Raw genomic sequence first — 17,425 nt, forward strand, 5'->3', positions numbered from 1 at the left:
CGATGGCGTCCGCAGACGGCCTATGGGAACAAGTCACCAGACCGGGAAGTTGCCCCTGGCATGAGCACAATAGAGCGCGATACACGGCACGAGATCATCGACGTCGCCGAGCGGTTCTTCCGCCAGATCGGCTACCAGAAGACCACTGTCGCCGACATCGCCAAGTCGCTGCGCATGAGCCCGGCGAATGTCTATCGTTTCTTCGACTCCAAGAAGGCGATCAACGAGGCTGTCGCCGAGCGCTCGATGACCGAGCTCGAAGCGACCGTCGCCGCGATCGCCGCTGAAAAGCGCCCCGCAGCCGAGCGCCTGCGCGACATCCTGGCCGCGACCTGTCGTATCAACGCGGCCCGTTATCTCGACAATCACCGCCTGCACGAGATGGTCGCCTGCGCCATGGAGGAGAGCTGGGACGTCATTCGTGGCCATATCGAGCGCTATGATGCGATCCTGCGCGCCGTCGTCGCCGACGGCATCGCCAAGGGCGAGTTCAGCGCCCGCGATCCGATCACGGCGACCCATTGCGTGCGCATGGCGATGTTGCGCTTCTGTCACCCGCTTCTGCTCGGCCAGTGCGCCGAATTACCGGGCCCGAGCATCGATGAGATGATCGACTTCATTCTCACAGGACTTGGTGCCAAGCGCCTCGCGGCCTGATCCACCGGCTCCGCCTGCGTTGACAAGGCGGCGAGGGAGCGGGATACCCCGCCGCACATGCTGACCCTCACCAAACAGAGTGCCAAGAAGCTCGCCGTCATCGTCCATGACCTGGCGATGACCGCGCTCGCGATCGTCTTCGTCTTTGCCGTGCGCTTCGAGGGCTGGCTGTTCGACGAGCGGATGCGGCAACTGCCGTCGATCCTACCGTTCTTCGTCGCCTATGCCGGTGTGGTCTACTGGTTCTTCCAGCTCTATCGCTCGAAATGGCGCTTCGCCTCGCTGCCGGACCTGTCCAATATCGTCCGTGCGGTCACGGTTCTGACCTTGACCCTGCTGGTCGTCGACTACGTCCTCGTCGCTCCGAACCTCTACGGCTATTTCTTCTTCGGCAAGATCACCATCGTCCTCTATTGGCTGGTGCAGATCGCGCTGCTCGGCGGTCCGCGCCTCGCCTATCGCTACTTCAAATATTCGCGCTCCAAGCACCAGGCGGCGCGCGAGGCGACCTTGCCGGCCCTGCTGCTCGGCCGCGGCGTCGACATCGAGGTGGTGATCCGCGCCATGGAATCGGGCGCGATGGGCAAGATGCGACCGGCGGGCATCCTGACCCCGCGTCCGGACGATCTCGGCCAGTCCATCCGGGGCGTGCCGGTGCTCGGCCTGCTCTCGGAGATGGAGACGGTCGCGGCCGATGCCAGCGAGCGCAGTGAGCCGTTCCGCCGCATCGTCGCGACGCCGAGCGCTCTCGCACCCGAGGCCGAGCCGGACAAATGGCTCGCCAAGACGCGCAAGCTCGCCATCCCGATCTCGCGGCTCGATTCGCTCGGCGAAGGCATGCGCGGCAATGAGCTGGCGCCGCTGGAGATCGAGGACCTGCTGGTGCGCCCCTCGGTCAAGATCGACCGCGAGCGGCTCGAAGGCTTCCTCAAGGGCAAGCGCGTCATCGTCACCGGCGGTGGCGGCTCGATCGGCTCCGAGATCTGCCTGCGCTGCGCCGTCTTCGGCGCGGCGGAATTGCTCGTCGTCGAGAATTCCGAGCCGGCGCTGTTCCACGTCACCGAGGCGCTGTTGGCGCAGGACCTGCCGATGCGGGTCACCGGCGCGCTCGCCGATGTCCGCGACGAAGCCCGCCTTGGCCCGCTGTTCAAGGCCTTCGCGCCCGACATCGTCATCCATGCCGCCGCGCTGAAGCATGTGCCCTATCTCGAAGCCGATTGGGGCGAGGGCATCAAGACCAACATCTTCGGCTCGGTCGTCGCCATCGAGGCGGCGATCGCCGCCGGTGCCGGCATCTTCGTGATGATCTCGACCGACAAGGCGATCGAGCCGGTCTCGATGCTCGGCGCGACCAAGCGCTTCGCCGAGATGTATGCCCAGGCATGCGATGCCGAGTTCGCTGCCGGCAATCGCGGCACGCGCCTCGTCGCCGTCCGTTTCGGCAATGTGCTCGGCTCGGTCGGCTCGGTGGTGCCCAAGTTCAAGGCGCAGATCGAGCGCGGCGGGCCGGTCACCGTGACCAGCCCGGAGATGATCCGCTATTTCATGACCATCCGCGAGGCCTGCGATCTCGTGCTGACTTCAGCCTCGCACGCGCCCGAGCACGAGGCGCAGGAGGAGCGCGCCGCCGTCTACGTGCTGAAGATGGGCCAGCCACTCAAGATCATCGACCTCGCCGAGCGGATGATCCGCCTCGCCGGCTACGAGCCGGGCGTCGACATCGAGATCGCCGTCACCGGCGTCAGGCCGGGCGAGCGCCTGAACGAGATCCTTTTCGCCAAGGACGAGCCGATGGCCGAAACCGGGCTCGACGGCGTCATGGCGGCCAAGCCGATCTTCGCCGGCCGCGCCCGGCTGCAGGGTTGGCTCGACGAGCTCGAGCGGGCGTTGGCGGCGCAGGACAGGCTCGGCGCCGAGGCGGTACTCGAAGCGGCGATCCCCGATTTCAGCCGGCGCCAGTCTGCTGCGCCGCCAGCCGTGCCAGCGCAGCCTTCGTCTCCGCAGGCGGTCGCCAGCCCGCACTGATCAGCGCGGCAGGCGAGGCGACGAGACCGTTCGCGAGGCGCTCATAGGCGTCTCCGCGTCGGGTGAGCCGTGCCGCGAGGGCCAGCAGGACGGAGGGAACCGGGATCAGTCCCGGCCCGCGTCCGAGACCAGCCCGCATTGCGGCCAGCATCTGCGCGACCGACAGAGGCTCCGGGTCGGCAAGGATGTAGCTGCGCCTCGCGGGACAGGATTCGCTCAGCGCGAAGGCGACCGCTTCGGCGAGGTTCTCGATCGCGAGCAGCGAGCGCCTGGCCGAAAGCGCGCCTAGCGGCAATGGCACGGGAAGGCGTGCCAGTTTCAGCAGCGCCGCCATGTTCGCTTTCACGCCCGGCCCGTAGATCAGCACCGGCCGTAGCGCGACCCAGTCGAGATCGAGCCTTGCGAGCCCCTGTTCGGCAGCGAGTTTGGAGCGGCCATAGGCATCGGTCGGCGTCGGCGTGTCGGCTTCCGTCAGAGGCTGCGAGGCGATCGGTCCGCTCTGCGCCCGGATCGAGGACAGGAAGACGAAGCGCCGGATGCCTGCCGCCTGCGCAGCCCGCGCCAGCGCCAATGTCGCTTCGGTATTGACGGCCCGGTAGCGCTCTTCGGCGATCGCGCCGTCGGCATGGGCGAGGCCGGCGCTGTGGACGACGTGATCGACGCCGTCGAGCAGCGGCTGCCAGTCGATCGGCGTGCCGAGATCGCCGATCGCGACATGTTCGGCGCCAGTGATTTCCTGCGCCGTGCCGCGGCTGGCCACCCGCACGCGATAGCCACGCGCGGTGAGGTCGCGCAGCAAATGCCGGCCGACGAAGCCGCTCGCACCGGTGAGCAGGACGCGCTCGCCGCTCACGGCCGCGCCTGCTTGCGCGAGAAGCGGCGGAGCAGAAGCCCTGTCAGCATCAGCGCCGCCAGCAGGCAGGCGAGCTGGGCCCAGAGCCCGGGCAGGGCGATGCTGATCGTGGCGAGCCCGATCAGGCAAAGATTGAGCAGGGCGACCTGCGCGACGATCTCGACGATCTCAAAACCGTTATCGGTCGCCTGCTGGTAGAAATGCGAGCGGTGCGCCTGCCAGACCTTTTCGCCGCGTCCGAGCCGGCGGAAGAGCGTGATGGTCGAGTCCATGACGTGATAGAGCGGCAGGATCAGCGCTGCGGTCAGCGCGCCGCTACCGGCGAGACGATAGAGCAGATAGGCGCCGAGCAATCCAAGCGGCAGCGCCCCGACATCGCCGAGGAAGATGCGCGCCACCGGTTTGTTGAACGGCGCGAAGCCGATGAGACCACCGAGCAGCGCCGCGGCGAGAAGGCCGGTGGCAGGATCGACGATGCCGTAGCCGGCGGCGAGCGCGATCGCGCCGGAGAGCGGCACCAGCCCGGCGAGCGTGATCCAGTCGATCCCGTCCATGAAATTGACGAGATTGACGAACCAGACGCCGGCGATCAGGGCGAGACCGCGCTCGGCCCAGAGCGGCAGCGTCTCCGGCAGCAGCCTCACCTCCGGTGCGGCGTAGAAGACGACGATGCCGACGCAGAGGACTTGCAGCGGCAGGCGCAGGGCGGGCGAGAGCGGCCGGATGTCGTCCCAGGCACCGACGAGCGCCAGCAGCGCAGCCGCAGCCATCACCAGAATGAGCCCTTGCCTGGCGCTTGCTTCCATCGGGATCAGGGCCAGCGCGAGCCCCAGCGCCAGGAAGGCACCGGCGAGCACGGCGATGCCGCCGCCCTGCGGTGTCGGCGTGCGATGGCTGGAGCGTGCATTCGGCCGCGCCAGCGCATAGCGCATCATCAAGGGGCGCAAGGCCAGGCACAGCGCGAAGGCGAGGCCGGCGGCGAGCGCGATCAGCAGGAGGGGGGCGAAGCGTTCCAAGGCGGGCGGACCATAGCCATCCCGGTCTTCATCGCAAGCAGCTCTTGCATCGGCGAGCACAAAAACAGAACATGCCGGGCATGGCCGCCGCCGATTCCGTCCTCAATCCGCCGCCTGCCCGGCCGGAGATCACCCGTGCCGTCTGCCGCGGCGCCTCTCGCCATCTGCGTGAGCGCGGCTATGCCATCGTCAAGGAGATGACTTTCGCCAATGGGCGGCGTGGCGACATCGTCGCGCTCTCGCCATCGGGGGAATTGCTGGTGGTCGAGGTCAAGTCGGGGGTCGAGGACTACCGCGTCGACGGCAAATGGCCTGACTATCGCGATTATTGCGACGGCTTCCTCTTCGCCGTCGCGCCTGAATTCCCGCGGGAAATCCTGCCCGAGGATGTCGGCCTGATCGTCGCCGACGCCTTCGGCGGCGAATTGCTGCGCGAGCCGCCGCGGCACCCGCTGGCGCCGGCGCGCAGGAAGATGCTGACCATCGCCTTCGCCAGGCTGGCGGCCGGGCGGCTGGCGCTGCTGGAAGACCCTGGAACCTAGCCGACCGCGCGTTGCGGCAGGATGAGCGCCTTCGGGCCGATATTCAGGCTGATCTGCAGGCTCTCGGCGATACGGTGGGCGCGGTCGATGAACAGGAACTTGGCCGGACCTGTGCAGAGCTCGGCGACCGTCGCCTCGAACAGCGAAAGCCAGCGCTCGAAATGCTGCATCTCGAGCGGGAGCGGCATGTGGACCTGCTGCGGCTTGCCGCGATAGCGCCCGCTCATCAGCGTCACCGACGACCAGAAGTCGCGCAGCTTGGAAAGGTGCGGCCCCCAGTCGTCGCCGAGCTTGGCGAGGAAGATCGGGCCGATCAGCTGGTCCTGGCGGACGCGGTCATAGAAGGTATCGACCAGCTCGGCGATCAGCTCTTCGGTGATCCGCTCGGGGAGCGGAGCAGAGCCTTGCCCAGAAAAGTGGTCACCGGTTTTCTGAGTAGGCAAGGCTCAAAACCTCAGACTCATCGCGGCGCGCGCTTGGCGAGGATGCGCTGCAGGGTGCGCCGGTGCATGCCGAGCCGGCGTGCCGTCTCCGAGACATTGCGGCTGCACAATTCGTAGACGCGCTGGATATGCTCCCAGCGGACACGGTCGGCCGACATGGGGTTTTCCGGCGGCACCGGGCGCGCATTCGGGCCAGCGGCCAGCGCCGAATGGATCTCGTCGGCATCGGCAGGCTTCGCCAGGAAGTCGAAAGCGCCGAGCTTCACCGCGCTTACAGCCGTCGCGATATTGCCGTAGCCGGTCAGGACGACGCCGCGCGCATCGGGGCGCTTCTCCTTCAGCCGCGCGATGACGTCGAGCCCGTTGCCGTCGCCGAGACGCAGGTCGATCACCGCGAAGGCCGGCGCAGCTTCCTCGACCGCCGCCAGTCCGGCCTCGACGGATTCGGCTATCCGTACCGAATAGCCCCGTCCTTCCATGGCACGGGCCAGGCGGTTCAGAAACGGCTTGTCGTCGTCGACGAGCAGAAGGGACATGTCCCTGCCGGCATTGTCGGTGAGTTCGCCTGTCGTCGGCGCCGTGTCCATCGCCATCTTCTCCTGCCGGGCGGTCGCTGCCGGGCTCAACATCCACTGTATCGATTGCGCGACGCGCTGAAACGCCGCAACGCCTCATTCTGTCGCATATGGGGCCAAAAGCTCCGGGTTTGAAGGTGCGGCGGTTCGATCGTCGCGCTCGAAGACGGCGCGCAGCCAAGCGATCCGGATGCTCGCGCCGGTCGCCGGCAGCGGCAGGTTGGAGAATTCGAGCGTCGCACCGCTGCGCTCCAGCAGCGTCTTGGCGATAAACAGGCCTAGTCCGAGGCCGCCCCCGGCACGCGATTCCTTGGCATGCGAGCGCGAGAGATAAGGGTCGCCCGCCCGCATCAGAACCTCGGGCGTGAAGCCTGGCCCGTCATCGGCAATGGTCAGGATGACCGTGCTTTCCGTCCACAGCGCGGTGATCGTCACCTTGGAGCGGGCGAAGTCGACGGCGTTGTCGACGATGTTGCCGAGCCCGTAATTCATGCCGGGATTGCGTCGGCAGACTGGCTCGGGCTTGTCACCGATGAGCGTGATCTCGAAGGGCACGCCGAAGGGCCGCTGCGGCCCCGCCGCTTCCTCGATGAGCAGGCTGAGCGAGAGCTGGTCGAGCGGCCCGGCATCGTCATCCTGGAGCGAGGTGAGCTTGCCGAGGATGCCGCGGCAGCGCTGGACCTGTTCGCGCAGCAAGGTGATGTCCTCTGCCATCTCGCCTTCGGCCGGGGCGAGGCGTGAGAGTTCGCGGGCGACCAGCGCAATCGTCGCGAGCGGGGTGCCGAGCTCGTGCGCGGCCGCGGCCGCGAGGCCGTCGAGCTGCGAGAGGTGCTGCTCGCGCGCCAGCACCAGCTCGGTCGCTGCCAGCGCCTCTGAGAGATCACGCGCTTCCTTGGCGACGCGCCAGGCATAGATGCCGGTGAAGCCGAGTCCGAGCAGCAGGGCGATCCAGTTGCCGAGCTGGTATTGCGGCGGCAACACCGGGCGCTCCGTCCCGGCCCAGGGCAGGGGCCAGTGCAGGAACACCAGCAGCGTGGCGAGCCCGGCGGCGAGCAGGCCCAGCGCCAGCGTATGCCGCGGCGGCAGCGCCGTCGCCGAGATCATCACCGGCGCCAGGAACAGGATCGCGAACGGGTTCTGCAGCCCGCCGGTGAGATAGAGCAGCGCCGCGAGCTGCAGGATGTCGAAGCCGAGCAGGGCGGTCGCCGCGCCCTCGCCCAGGCGGTGGCTGAGCGGGAAGCGGATGCGCAGCGCGATGTTGAGCCAGGCCGACACCGCGATGGCCAGGAAGCACCAGCCGAAGGGCAGGGAGAAGCCGAGCCCGAAATGCACGCCGGCGACGGCGATGCTCTGGCCGGCGATCGCCAGCCAGCGCAGGCGCACCAGCGTATCGAGCCGCAAATGGCGCGGCGTGCCTCTGGGCGCGGATGGAACGAGGTCTGTAATCATCACGGCGCGCAATCTTCGCAATGCAGCGGGCGGCCGGGAAGGATGAAACTGTGGCTAAACGGCATCACAGGGAAATCTTAGCCCTTTGGACGATTGAATGAGAACAAATTGTACTTAGGCTGCGTTTTGTGTTGCGGTGCATCGTGAATGCGGCGCTGCGAAAGAGCGAAAGGGCCACCATGTCGTTCGCCTACCACGCCTATGAGGCGGTTCATATGATGGTCAGCCCGGCGCGGGCCATGTCCGACGCCATGCAGCTCGCCTTCAAGAACCCGGCGAACCCGCTGACCTATACCCCGTTTGGCCGCTCGGTCGCCGCCTCCTGCGAATTGTTCGAGCGCACCACGCGCCGCTATGGCAAGCCCGCCTTCGGCCTCGACGAGACGACGATGAACGGCGTCAAGGTCGCGGTCGAGGAGCGTGTCGTCTGGCAGCGTCCCTTCTGCAACCTGGTCTATTTCGACCGGCAGGTCGGCGCGCGTCGCAAGCCGCAGCCCAAGGTGCTGCTGGTCGCGCCGATGTCCGGCCACTACGCGACGCTGCTGCGCGGCACGGTCGAGACCCTGCTGCCCGACCATGAAATTTACATCACCGACTGGGTCGACGCCCGCCTCGTGCCGCTCGCAGCCGGCAACTTCGGTCTCGACGACTATATCGACTACGTCATCGCCATGCTGCAGAAGCTCGGCCCCGACACCCATGTCATGGCCGTCTGCCAGCCTTCCGTGCCCGTCCTCGCCGCGATCGCGCGCATGGAGGCCGAGGGCGACCCCTCTTCGCCGCGCTCGATGACGCTGATGGGCGGACCGATCGATACCCGCCGCTCGCCGACTGCGGTCAACCAGCTCGCCATGGAGCGCGGTACCGACTGGTTCCGCCGCAACTGCATCACGCGCGTGCCCTTCCCGCATCTCGGCGCCTTCCGCGAGGTCTATCCCGGCTTCCTGCAGCTTTCGGGCTTCATGGCGATGAACTTCGACAAGCACCTGACCGCCCATTACGACATGTACAAGCACCTCGTCGCCGGTGACGGCGATTCCGCCGAGAAGCACCGCGACTTCTACGACGAGTACATGGCGGTGATGGACCTGACGGCCGAGTTCTACCTGGAGACGGTCGACGCCGTGTTCGTCAAGCACGCCTTGCCGAAGGGCGAGATGATGCATCGCGGCGAGCCGGTCGACCTCAAGGCGATCCGCGGCGTCGCGCTGATGACGGTCGAGGGCGAGAACGACGACATCTCCGGCGTCGGCCAGACCAAGGCGGCGCATGATCTGTGCGTCAACATCCCCGACGAGATGCGGGTCGAGTACCTGCAGAAGGGCGTCGGCCATTACGGCGTCTTCAACGGCTCGCGCTTCCGCTCGGAGATCGCGCCGCGCATCGCCGATTTCATGCTCACCCTCGACATGAAGGCAGCCAGCGAGCGCCGCAGCGAGACCGCAGCGACCGCGCGCAAGGCGTTGAAGGTCGCGAGCTGAACTAGCTCGCCTCTTCCGCTCCGGCTGCGAATCCCGCACAATCGCCGGGATGCGGTTCTCCCTGTTCAGGCGCAAGCCCGATCCCGACCGGATTGAGGTTGCACATGCCGGCACGCTCTATCCGGTCGCCGTTAAGCGGCGCTCGACGGCGCGCCGGCTGACGCTGCGCGTCTCGCAGGCGACCGGCGAGATCACGCTGACCCTGCCCGAGCGCGTCGACTTCATCACCGGCCGCATCTTCGCCGAGAAGCATGGCGGCTGGATCGCGGCGCGCCTCGCCAAGCGGCCGCAGGGCGTGCCCTTCGAGCCCGGCGCCATCGTGCCATTGCGCGGCGTCCCGCACCGCATCGTGCACTGGACCAAGGTGCGCGGGTTGACCCGCGCCGCGGTGTCGGCCGAGGGCGAGCCGATCATCGCGGTCTCCGGTGAGGCCGGCCATGTCGCCCGCCGGGTCAAGGACTTCCTGCGCCGCGAGGCCCTCGCCGATCTCGAAAAGTCGGTGCGCACGCACACCGCCGTGCTCGGCATCCCTGCCCGCAAGCTCACGCTGCGCGACACCACCAGCCGCTGGGGCTCATGCTCCTCGAAAGGGCATCTCAGCTTCTCCTGGCGCCTGATCCTCGCGCCGGCGCTGGTGCTCGATTATCTCGCGGCCCATGAGGTCGCGCATCTCAAGGAGATGAACCATTCGCACCGCTTCTGGGCGCTGACGCATAAGCTCTGCCCACGCACCGAAGAGGCCGAGGCCTGGCTGAAGCGCCATGGCGCCTCGCTGCACGGCTATGGCTGAGCACTCGGCACGCCCTCGCGGATCAGCCGTGAGAAGTCCGGGTCGTCGAGGGATATCGTCCTCGCCCTCTCGCTGATCCGGCCGAGCCGGATGAGCTCTCCCAGCGGCAGATCCTGCCTGACAGCGCCGATGTCCTTGAGATAGCCCGGCAGATAGCCGGACAACACGACGCGTGGATCGAGAGGCAGCGTGAAGCTCCAGCCGGGCGCGACCGAGCCGACGAGCCGGTAGACGACCGTGGTGCAGTTGGTGAAGATGGTATTGTACCAGCGCGGCTGCGCAGCCAGCCGGTTCACATCCGCGACATAGGCGAGCAGCACCTCGCGCGACTGCTCGGGCGAGATGCGCAGGCGGAACATCCGGACGTCCTCGCCGCGCGCATGCGTCCGCAAGCCGACGATATCGCGCTCGTCGGCGGCGACATAGGCCATCTCGTAGACCCGGAAGAAACCGGCGAGCGACGACCATTCCTCGCCCTTCTCGCGTCGGACCTCGATCGAGAAGGTGAGCGGCGGCGATTCCTTGAAGGTGAAGCTGACGAGCAGATGGGCGATCGCCTCGCCCGACCAGTAGGACAGGAAGAGGTCGGCGCCCTCGATCTTCGTCAGGTCGTAGCTGCGCGTTTCCCAGCGCTGGTCGTAGTCGGCCTCGGTGCGCCAGCGGAAATTACGCAGATTGGCGACGGTGAGCCGGTCGCCCTCTCGCGCGATCTGCGGAAGCCGGGCGAGTTCGGGAATCCAGTCGCGGTCATGCGAGGGCAGCAGGCTGCTCCACCAGCCGAGCAGGCCGACGAACAGCACCGCAAAGGACAGAGGCAGCCGCGGCGCGCCGCTCCAGAGCCCGATAGCGCCCGCGATGCCGGCAATGCCGAAACCGATCGCGGCGGCGATGCCGATCGTCCCCGACAGCCGGAATATGAGTAGCCCGGCACCCCACGCGGTGGCGCCGAGAACAACGATGGTCAGCAGAAGCTGAAGCAAAACGAGAAGGAGGCGGTTCATCACCGCCTCCATAGCACGCTTAGGCGTCGATTGCGTTCAAGCCGCGAGCGAGCTCGTCGGCGCCGCCGCCTTCACGGCGTCGTCGACATGGGCTTCGAACTTCTTGAAATTCTCCGCGAACATGCCGACCAGCTTCTTCGCCGTCTCGGCGAAGGCAGCTTTGTCCTGCCAGGTTTTGACGGGATAGAGGATGTGCGGCTCGACGCCGGGCACCGAAGTGGGAACGGCGAAGCCGAAATAAGGATCCCGGCGGAAGTCGGCGCGGTTGAGCGAGCCGTCGAGCGCCGCCGTCAGCAGGCGGCGCGTCACGCGGATCGGCATGCGCCGGCCGGTGCCGTAGCCGCCGCCGGTCCAGCCGGTGTTCACCAGCCAGCAATCGACATGGTGCTTGGCGATGAAGTCGCGCAGCAGATTGGCGTATTCCGACGGATGGCGCGGCAGGAAGGGTGAACCGAAGCAGGTCGAGAATTCCGGCTGCACGCCGACGAGCCCGCGCTCGGTGCCGGCGACCTTGGCGGTGTAGCCGGAGAGAAAGTGGTACATCGCCTCGGCCGGGGTCAGCTTGGCGATCGGAGGCATCACGCCGAAGGCGTCGGCGGTCAGCATCACGATGTTCTTCGGCGTGCCGGCTCGGCCCGAGCGCGAGGCATTCGGGATGGCGTCGAGCGGATAGGCCGAGCGGGTGTTCTCGGTCTTGCTCTCATCGTCGAAATCGACCTCGCGCGAGATCGGATCCATGACGATGTTTTCGAGCACGGTGCCGAAGCGCTGCGAGGCCGCGAAGATCTGCGGTTCGGCCTCGGCCGAGAGGCGGATCGTCTTGGCGTAGCAGCCGCCTTCGAAATTGAAGATGCCTTCCTTCGACCAGCCGTGCTCGTCGTCGCCGATCAGGGTGCGGTCGGGATCGGCCGAAAGGGTGGTCTTGCCGGTGCCGGAGAGGCCGAAGAAGATTGCCGGATCGTCCTTGGAGCCGACATTGGCCGAGCAGTGCATCGGCACCACGCCCTTGGCCGGCAGCGTGTAGTTCAGATAGGTGAAGACCGATTTCTTCATCTCGCCGGCATAGGCCGAGCCGCCGATCAGCACGATCTTGCGGGAGAAGTCGATCGCGACCACCGTCTCGCTGCGGCAGCCATGGCGTTTCGGATCGGCCTTGAAGCTCGGCAGGTCGACGATCGTCAGCTCGGGCACGTAACCCGCGATCTCGCCGGCCTCGGGCCGGATCAGGAGGTTACGAATGAAGAGCGAGTGCCAGGCGAGTTCGGTGAAGACCCGCGCCTTGACCCGGTGGGCCGGGTCGGCGCCGCCATAGAGGTCCTGCGCGAACAGCTCCTTGCCTTCGGCATGCTTGATGAAGTCGGCGAGCAGGGTCTCGAACTGCTCCGAGGAGATCGCGCCGTTGTTCTCCCACCAGACCGTCTTTTCGGTCAGGGCGTCCTTGACGACGAACTTGTCCTTGGGCGAGCGGCCGGTATGCGTGCCGGTGTCGGCGCAGAGCGCGCCGCCGCGAGCGAGCTGCGATTCGCCGCGCCGCAGCGATTCCTCATAGAGGCGCGCCGCCTCAAAATTCCAGTAGACCGCCTTGAGCCCGCGGAAGCCGAATTTGTCGGCGCCGCTGTTCGGGTTGACGTGACCGATGGTCTCCACTGGCAATTCCTCCTGCCGAGAAGCCGCCGCCTGACAATGCCGGCGCCGTGATTGGAGCGGGGCGGGCCCCACTATGGGCCCGATGGACCGGTGAAGTGGAAGGCTCTTTAGGCGGATGATGACGCCGGCTCAAGTCGCGAGGGTAGCTCGTGAGCGGCCCTTTGGAATCTAAATCGTTTAAAAAATCCAGCTGTGGTGAATCGCCGCGCTCAGGTTGCTTCGCGGGCCTTGCCTGCGAGGGCGACGAGGGTTTTGCGCAGCGCGTCCGGCGTCGTCACCGGCTCGTCGAAGGGCAGGCGCAGGGCCTTGTCGCCGAGCATCAGGTCGGCGCCATCGGGATCCACGCCGGAGAGGCGCCAGGCGCCCTCCTCGCCGCCTAGCAGCCGGGTGGCGTAGAGCCCGATCGCGTCGGCATGGTCCTCGTTCATGTGTTCGACCGCGCCTTCCTCCGCCTCGATCAGCGCCTGTGCCTGCGAGCAGTCGCTGAGCACGTCCCCGGCCTCGAGCTCGTAGGCCCGGCCGAAGCCGCCATTGAGGCTGGCGCGCGCGAGCTTCAGCGCGAAGAAGGAGAAATCGGGAAAATCGACATAGAGCGAGGCCTTCGGCTGGCGCGCCAGGAAGCGGCGGCGCGCGTGCTGGCCGAAATCTGAGTCGCGTTCGATTTTCTCGGCTGTCGCCAGCAGTGTGATCCTCGCATGGGCGAGCGGGTCGCCCTTGCCGCCGGGCGCAATCAGCAGGGAGCAGCGCGGATCGGCGATGAGGTTGCCGGTGTGTCCCGACAGCGAGGAGACCAGGATCAGCGGGGTACCGTCGATGTCGGTGGCGAGGCTGGTCAGGCTGGCGAAGGGGTGTCCCTCCGGCGTCAGCGTCGCCAGGGAGCCGGAGCGCGCGCTGCGCAGGAGGCCTCGCGCGAGCCCGCGTGCGCTGGCATCGGTCGGCCTGATCGGATCGGTCGCCATGGCACTTTTTTCTGTCTTAAGGGTTTTCGAGGCGAGACGTAGCGAAACCGCCTTGGCTTGGCTAGATTGCAGCCTTGCTTTGGCCGCTCTCCCGCGAGAGTGGACCCCTTTGATTGCAACGCCAGAACACAAAGAGCTGGAAAAGCTTATGCCAACCATTGCGCTGGTCGACGACGACCGCAACATCCTGACCTCGGTTTCGATTGCATTGGAGGCCGAGGGCTATCGCATCCAAACCTATACGGATGGCGCCTCTGCCCTGGATGGGCTGAAGCAGAATCCGCCCGACCTCGCCATCTTCGACATCAAGATGCCGCGCATGGACGGGATGGAGCTGCTGCGCCGCCTGCGTCAGAAATCCGATCTGCCGGTGATCTTCCTGACCTCCAAGGACGAGGAGATCGACGAGCTCTTCGGCCTGAAGATGGGCGCCGACGACTTCATCCGCAAACCGTTCTCGCAGCGCCTGCTGGTCGAGCGGGTCAAGGCGATCCTGCGCCGCGCCGGCGCCAAGGACGCGAGCGCGGCCCCGCGCACCGAGGACGCCAAGGCGCTGGAGCGCGGCCTGCTGCGGATGGATCCGGAGCGCCATACCTGCACCTGGAAGGGCGAGCCGGTGACGCTCACCGTCACCGAGTTCCTGATCCTGCAGTCGCTGGCGCAGCGTCCGGGCGTGGTCAAGAGCCGCAACGCGCTGATGGACGCGGCCTATGACGACGAGGTCTATGTCGACGACCGCACCATCGACAGCCACATCAAGCGCCTGCGCAAGAAGTTCAATCAGGTCGATATCGAGTTCGACATGATCGAGACGCTCTACGGCGTCGGCTACCGCTTCAAGGAGACTTGAGAAGCACCCCGGCGCGGCCCACGACCACGTTTGCGTGCGCGCCGGGACAGGGTATGAGCCGCTCATGGCGACGATCGAACAGGAGGGGGCCCGCCAAGGCGGGCCGCGNTGTTCGGCCGGCGCCTGGCGCGTGCGGTCTCGGGGCGGGCTGCGTCGAGCCTGACCCGGCGCATCGTCGTCCTCAACCTCGCCGGCCTCGTGGCGCTGCTCGTCGGCTTTCTCTACCTCAACCAGTTTCGCGAGGGCCTGATCGAGGCGCGGGTGCAGAGCCTTCTGACGCAGGGCGAGATCATCGCCGGCGCCATCGCTGCCTCCGCCACGGTCGAGACCGATACGATCGCGATCGATCCGGACAAGCTCCTGCAGATGCAGGCCGGCGAGAGCGGGGCCATCGCCGAGGATCCGCTCGACTTCTCGATCAACCCGGAGAAGGTCGCCCCGCTGCTGCGCCGGCTGGTGACGCCGACCAAGACGCGCGCCCGCATCTACGACAAGGACGGGATGCTGACGCTCGATTCGCGCAACCTCTATTCGCGCGGCGATATCTTGCGGCTCGACCTGCCGCGCATCGGCGAGAGCGACGAGCCACCGCTGTTCGAGCGCACCTGGAACCTGCTCCGCAACCGCCTCGGCCGTGCCGACGTGCCGGCCTATGACGATTTCGCCAACGCCAACGGCAAGTCCTATACCGAGGTCGCCCGGGCGCTGGCCGGCTCGCCGGCGAGCGTGGTGCGGGTCAACACACGCGGCGAGACCATCGTCTCGGTGGCGGTGCCGGTGCAGCGCTTCCGGGCCGTGCGCGGCGCGCTGCTGCTGTCGACGCAGGGCGGCGACATCGATGCCGTCATCGCCTCCGAGCGCTACGCGATCTTCCAGGTCTTCGCGGTCGCGGCCGGCGTGATGATCATCCTGTCGGTGCTGCTCGCCGGAACCATCGCCGAGCCGATCCGCAAGCTCGCCGACGCGGCCCAGCGCGTGCGCCGCGGCGTCAAGTCGCGCGAGGAGATCCCGGATTTCTCTAGCCGCCATGACGAGATCGGCCACCTCTCCGGCTCGTTCCGCGAGATGACACAGGCGCTCTACAATCGCATGGAGGCAATCGAGCGCTTCGCCGCCGACGTCGCCCATGAGCTCAAGAACCCGCTGACCTCGCTGCGCAGCGCGGTCGAGACTCTGCCGCTGGCCAAGAGCGAGGAGTCGCGCGGGCGCCTGCTCGCGGTGATCCGCCATGACGTGAAGCGGCTCGACCGGCTGATCACCGACATCTCGGATGCATCGCGCCTCGATGCCGAGCTCGCCCGCGACGACGCTGCTCCGCTCGACGTCGCGCAATTGCTCGAGGCGGTCGTCTCGGTCCAGAACCAGATCAGCCGCGACGGCCAGCCCGTCGTCGAGCTCGCGATCGACCGGCGCGGCCAGCGCCCGGGCGGCGATCCGTTCCGCGTGATGGGCCACGATTCCCGCCTCGGCCAGGTCTTCGTCAACCTGATCGAGAACGCCCGCTCGTTCTCGCCCGCCGACAATCCGGTCAGGGTCAAGCTCTCCCGCGTTGCCGGCGACGTGCTGATCACCATCGAGGATGACGGCCCCGGCATTCCGCCGCATGCGCTGGAGCGGATCTTCGAGCGCTTCTACACCGACCGGCCGGAGAGTGGCTTCGGCCAGAATTCGGGCCTCGGCCTCTCGATCTCGCGCCAGATCGTCGAAGCCCATCGCGGCACGATCCGGGCCGAGAACCGTTACGCCTCCGAGCAGTCGGAAGGCGAGGACAAGCGGCTCGGTGCACGGTTCGTCGTGCGCCTGCCGGCGGCGCAGCAGGCATGACCGCAGCGCCTCCGCTTCGCCTGCACGCCAGTGCCGTGGTGGTCGGCGAGGCCGGCATCCTGATCCGCGGTCCGTCGGGCGCCGGCAAGTCGAGCCTGGCGCTGGCGCTGATCGCGCTTGCGCGATCGCAGGGGCGCTTTGCCCGGCTGGTCGCCGACGACCGCACCGAGGTCACCGCCCGCGCCGGCCGTCTCCTCGCCGCGCCGGTGCCGCCGATCGAGGGGATGATCGAGCGCCGCGGCCTCGGCCTGACGCCGGAGCCCTATCTCGCGACGGCGGTGATCCGGTTCGTGATCGATTGCGGCGCCGAGCCCGAGCGCATGCCGGAACCGGAGGCGCTGGTCGAGACCATCGCCGGCGTCACCCTGCCGCGATTGCCCCTGCTGCCGAGGGCAGGCGACGAACGTCTGATACTGACGGCGCTTGCGCTCTTTGCAGGCTCTGATTGAATTGCCTTCGACGAGTTCGAGACAAGCGCCTTGCCTATCTTTCGCACCTGCCGCATAAACCGCGACCTTGTCCGGGTGCCGATGGGCGCTCTTCGGTGGGACTGAATGATCGGACTCGTGCTTGTCACGCATGGGCACCTGGCGACGGAATTCCGCGCCGCGCTCGAACATGTCGTTGGCCCGCAAGCCAACCTGGCCACAATCGCCATCGCCCCCGATGACGATATGGAGGGCCGTCGGCGCGACATCATCGCGGCGGTCGAGCAGGTCGAGACCGGCAAGGGCGTCATCGTCCTGACCGACATGTTCGGCGGCACGCCCTCCAACCTCGCCATCTCCGTGATGGAGCCGGGCCGGATCGACGTCGTCGCCGGCATCAACCTGCCGATGCTGATCAAGCTCGCCAGCGTGCGCGAGGAGAAGACCCTCGACGAGGCTGTCAGCAGCGCGCAGGATGCCGGTCGCAAGTATATAACGGTGGCCAGCCGCGTACTGGCGGGCAAATGAGGTCCGGCGTGCAGGACATGCGCGAAGAAGACGTTCGCGACGAGGATTGCGACTGCTCCGAGGTCGAGATTCCGGCCGGCGCCGTCTATGGCGAGTTCCAGATCATCAACAAGAAGGGCCTGCACGCCCGCGCCACGGCGAAATTCGTGCAATGTGCCAGCCAGTTCGACGCCGACATCACCGTCTCCCGCTGCGGCGAGACGGTCGGCGCCACCTCGATCATGGGCATCCTGACGCTGGGCGCCGGCATCGGCTCGACCATCACCGTGGTCGCCAAGGGCGCCGACGCCAATGACGCGCTGCAGGCGCTGGGCGCGCTCGTCGCCGACAGGTTCGGCGAGGGCGAATAGCTCCCGG

The 17,425-nt window shown here is 67.2% G+C and carries 17 protein-coding genes and 1 pseudogene; 10 read left to right on the plus strand and 8 right to left on the minus strand.

The annotated features are described in order from the left end of the window. The first annotated feature begins 60 nt into the window (after positions 1 to 60). Together ASE66_RS09235 and ASE66_RS09240 are read left to right on the plus strand one after the other, a co-directional pair. Positions 61 to 657, plus strand: coding sequence for a TetR/AcrR family transcriptional regulator (locus ASE66_RS09235; RefSeq protein WP_057189337.1), 597 nt, complete (start codon positions 61 to 63; stop codon positions 655 to 657). 57 nt (positions 658 to 714) lie between these two features. Next, the gene (locus tag ASE66_RS09240; RefSeq protein WP_057189338.1) at positions 715 to 2,682 is read left to right on the plus strand and encodes an SDR family NAD(P)-dependent oxidoreductase; all 1,968 of its coding nucleotides are present in this window, start codon (positions 715 to 717) and stop codon (positions 2,680 to 2,682) included. Here ASE66_RS09240 and ASE66_RS09245 read toward each other — a convergent pair. Together ASE66_RS09245 and ASE66_RS09250 are read right to left on the minus strand one after the other, a co-directional pair. Continuing rightward, positions 2,603 to 3,535 (minus strand): NAD-dependent epimerase/dehydratase family protein, encoded by a 933-nt coding sequence (locus ASE66_RS09245; RefSeq protein ID WP_057189339.1) that lies wholly within the window; start codon positions 3,533 to 3,535, stop codon positions 2,603 to 2,605. The two genes, ASE66_RS09240 and ASE66_RS09245, sit on opposite strands and share 80 nt — an antisense overlap. Next, complete coding sequence (locus tag ASE66_RS09250) at positions 3,532 to 4,551, minus strand: glycosyl transferase (protein ID WP_057189340.1); 1,020 nt, start codon at positions 4,549 to 4,551, stop codon at positions 3,532 to 3,534. Before ASE66_RS09250 ends, ASE66_RS09245 begins: the two co-directional genes overlap by 4 nt. 80 nt (positions 4,552 to 4,631) lie before the next feature. Between ASE66_RS09250 and mmcB the strand changes: the two genes are divergently transcribed. Next, on the plus strand, positions 4,632 to 5,093 hold the full coding sequence (gene mmcB, locus ASE66_RS09255; protein ID WP_057189440.1) for a DNA repair putative endonuclease MmcB: 462 nt from the start codon (positions 4,632 to 4,634) through the stop codon (positions 5,091 to 5,093). Here the strand turns inward: mmcB and ASE66_RS09260 are convergent. The 3 genes from ASE66_RS09260 to ASE66_RS09270 all read right to left on the minus strand — a co-directional run bounded on the left by ASE66_RS09260 (position 5,090) and on the right by ASE66_RS09270 (position 7,560). After that, the gene (locus tag ASE66_RS09260) at positions 5,090 to 5,536 is read right to left on the minus strand and encodes a group III truncated hemoglobin (RefSeq protein WP_082613311.1); all 447 of its coding nucleotides are present in this window, start codon (positions 5,534 to 5,536) and stop codon (positions 5,090 to 5,092) included. The two genes, mmcB and ASE66_RS09260, sit on opposite strands and share 4 nt — an antisense overlap. A 17-nt stretch (positions 5,537 to 5,553) precedes the next feature. Continuing rightward, the gene (locus ASE66_RS09265) at positions 5,554 to 6,129 is read right to left on the minus strand and encodes an ActR/PrrA/RegA family redox response regulator transcription factor (RefSeq protein WP_057189442.1); all 576 of its coding nucleotides are present in this window, start codon (positions 6,127 to 6,129) and stop codon (positions 5,554 to 5,556) included. 78 nt (positions 6,130 to 6,207) lie between these two features. After that, positions 6,208 to 7,560 (minus strand): ActS/PrrB/RegB family redox-sensitive histidine kinase, encoded by a 1,353-nt coding sequence (locus ASE66_RS09270; protein ID WP_057189341.1) that lies wholly within the window; start codon positions 7,558 to 7,560, stop codon positions 6,208 to 6,210. A gap of 179 nt (positions 7,561 to 7,739) precedes the next feature. Here ASE66_RS09270 and ASE66_RS09275 point away from each other — a divergent pair, with 179 nt between their 5' ends. Next, the gene (locus ASE66_RS09275; protein WP_057189342.1) at positions 7,740 to 9,041 is read left to right on the plus strand and encodes a polyhydroxyalkanoate depolymerase; all 1,302 of its coding nucleotides are present in this window, start codon (positions 7,740 to 7,742) and stop codon (positions 9,039 to 9,041) included. A 49-nt stretch (positions 9,042 to 9,090) separates the two neighbouring features. Then, complete coding sequence (locus ASE66_RS09280; protein ID WP_057189343.1) at positions 9,091 to 9,831, plus strand: M48 family metallopeptidase; 741 nt, start codon at positions 9,091 to 9,093, stop codon at positions 9,829 to 9,831. Here the strand turns inward: ASE66_RS09280 and ASE66_RS09285 are convergent. The 3 genes from ASE66_RS09285 to ASE66_RS09295 all read right to left on the minus strand — a co-directional run bounded on the left by ASE66_RS09285 (position 9,822) and on the right by ASE66_RS09295 (position 13,438). Beyond that, entirely contained in the window at positions 9,822 to 10,832 is a 1,011-nt protein-coding gene (locus ASE66_RS09285) for a DUF4105 domain-containing protein (protein WP_162262467.1), read from the minus strand. The two genes, ASE66_RS09280 and ASE66_RS09285, sit on opposite strands and share 10 nt — an antisense overlap. Positions 10,833 to 10,868: 36 nt before the next feature. After that, complete coding sequence (locus ASE66_RS09290) at positions 10,869 to 12,479, minus strand: phosphoenolpyruvate carboxykinase (RefSeq protein ID WP_057189345.1); 1,611 nt, start codon at positions 12,477 to 12,479, stop codon at positions 10,869 to 10,871. 209 nt (positions 12,480 to 12,688) lie between these two features. Further along, positions 12,689 to 13,438, minus strand: a complete 750-nt coding sequence (locus ASE66_RS09295; protein WP_057189346.1) for a HugZ family protein — start codon at positions 13,436 to 13,438, stop codon at positions 12,689 to 12,691. 148 nt (positions 13,439 to 13,586) lie between these two features. On the opposite strand from ASE66_RS09295, the gene ASE66_RS09300 reads away from it, so the two are divergent. The 5 genes and pseudogenes from ASE66_RS09300 to ASE66_RS09320 all read left to right on the plus strand — a co-directional run bounded on the left by ASE66_RS09300 (position 13,587) and on the right by ASE66_RS09320 (position 17,418). Beyond that, the gene (locus ASE66_RS09300; RefSeq protein WP_057189347.1) at positions 13,587 to 14,288 is read left to right on the plus strand and encodes a response regulator transcription factor; all 702 of its coding nucleotides are present in this window, start codon (positions 13,587 to 13,589) and stop codon (positions 14,286 to 14,288) included. A gap of 109 nt (positions 14,289 to 14,397) precedes the next feature. Next, a pseudogene (locus ASE66_RS09305) lies at positions 14,398 to 16,112 on the plus strand (stimulus-sensing domain-containing protein); the annotation flags it as partial. After that, positions 16,109 to 16,561, plus strand: a complete 453-nt coding sequence (locus ASE66_RS09310) for an HPr kinase/phosphorylase (RefSeq protein WP_057189349.1) — start codon at positions 16,109 to 16,111, stop codon at positions 16,559 to 16,561. The pseudogene ASE66_RS09305 and the gene ASE66_RS09310, both read left to right, overlap by 4 nt. A 105-nt stretch (positions 16,562 to 16,666) precedes the next feature. Beyond that, entirely contained in the window at positions 16,667 to 17,068 is a 402-nt protein-coding gene (locus ASE66_RS09315) for a PTS sugar transporter subunit IIA (RefSeq protein WP_057189350.1), read from the plus strand. Between the two features lie 17 nt (positions 17,069 to 17,085). After that, positions 17,086 to 17,418, plus strand: coding sequence for an HPr family phosphocarrier protein (locus tag ASE66_RS09320; protein ID WP_082613329.1), 333 nt, complete (start codon positions 17,086 to 17,088; stop codon positions 17,416 to 17,418). The last annotated feature ends 7 nt before the right edge of the window (positions 17,419 to 17,425 follow it).

It is taken from the genome of Allobosea sp. Root483D1 (genome assembly GCF_001429505.1).
In the GTDB taxonomy this organism is placed as follows: domain Bacteria; phylum Pseudomonadota; class Alphaproteobacteria; order Rhizobiales; family Beijerinckiaceae; genus Allobosea.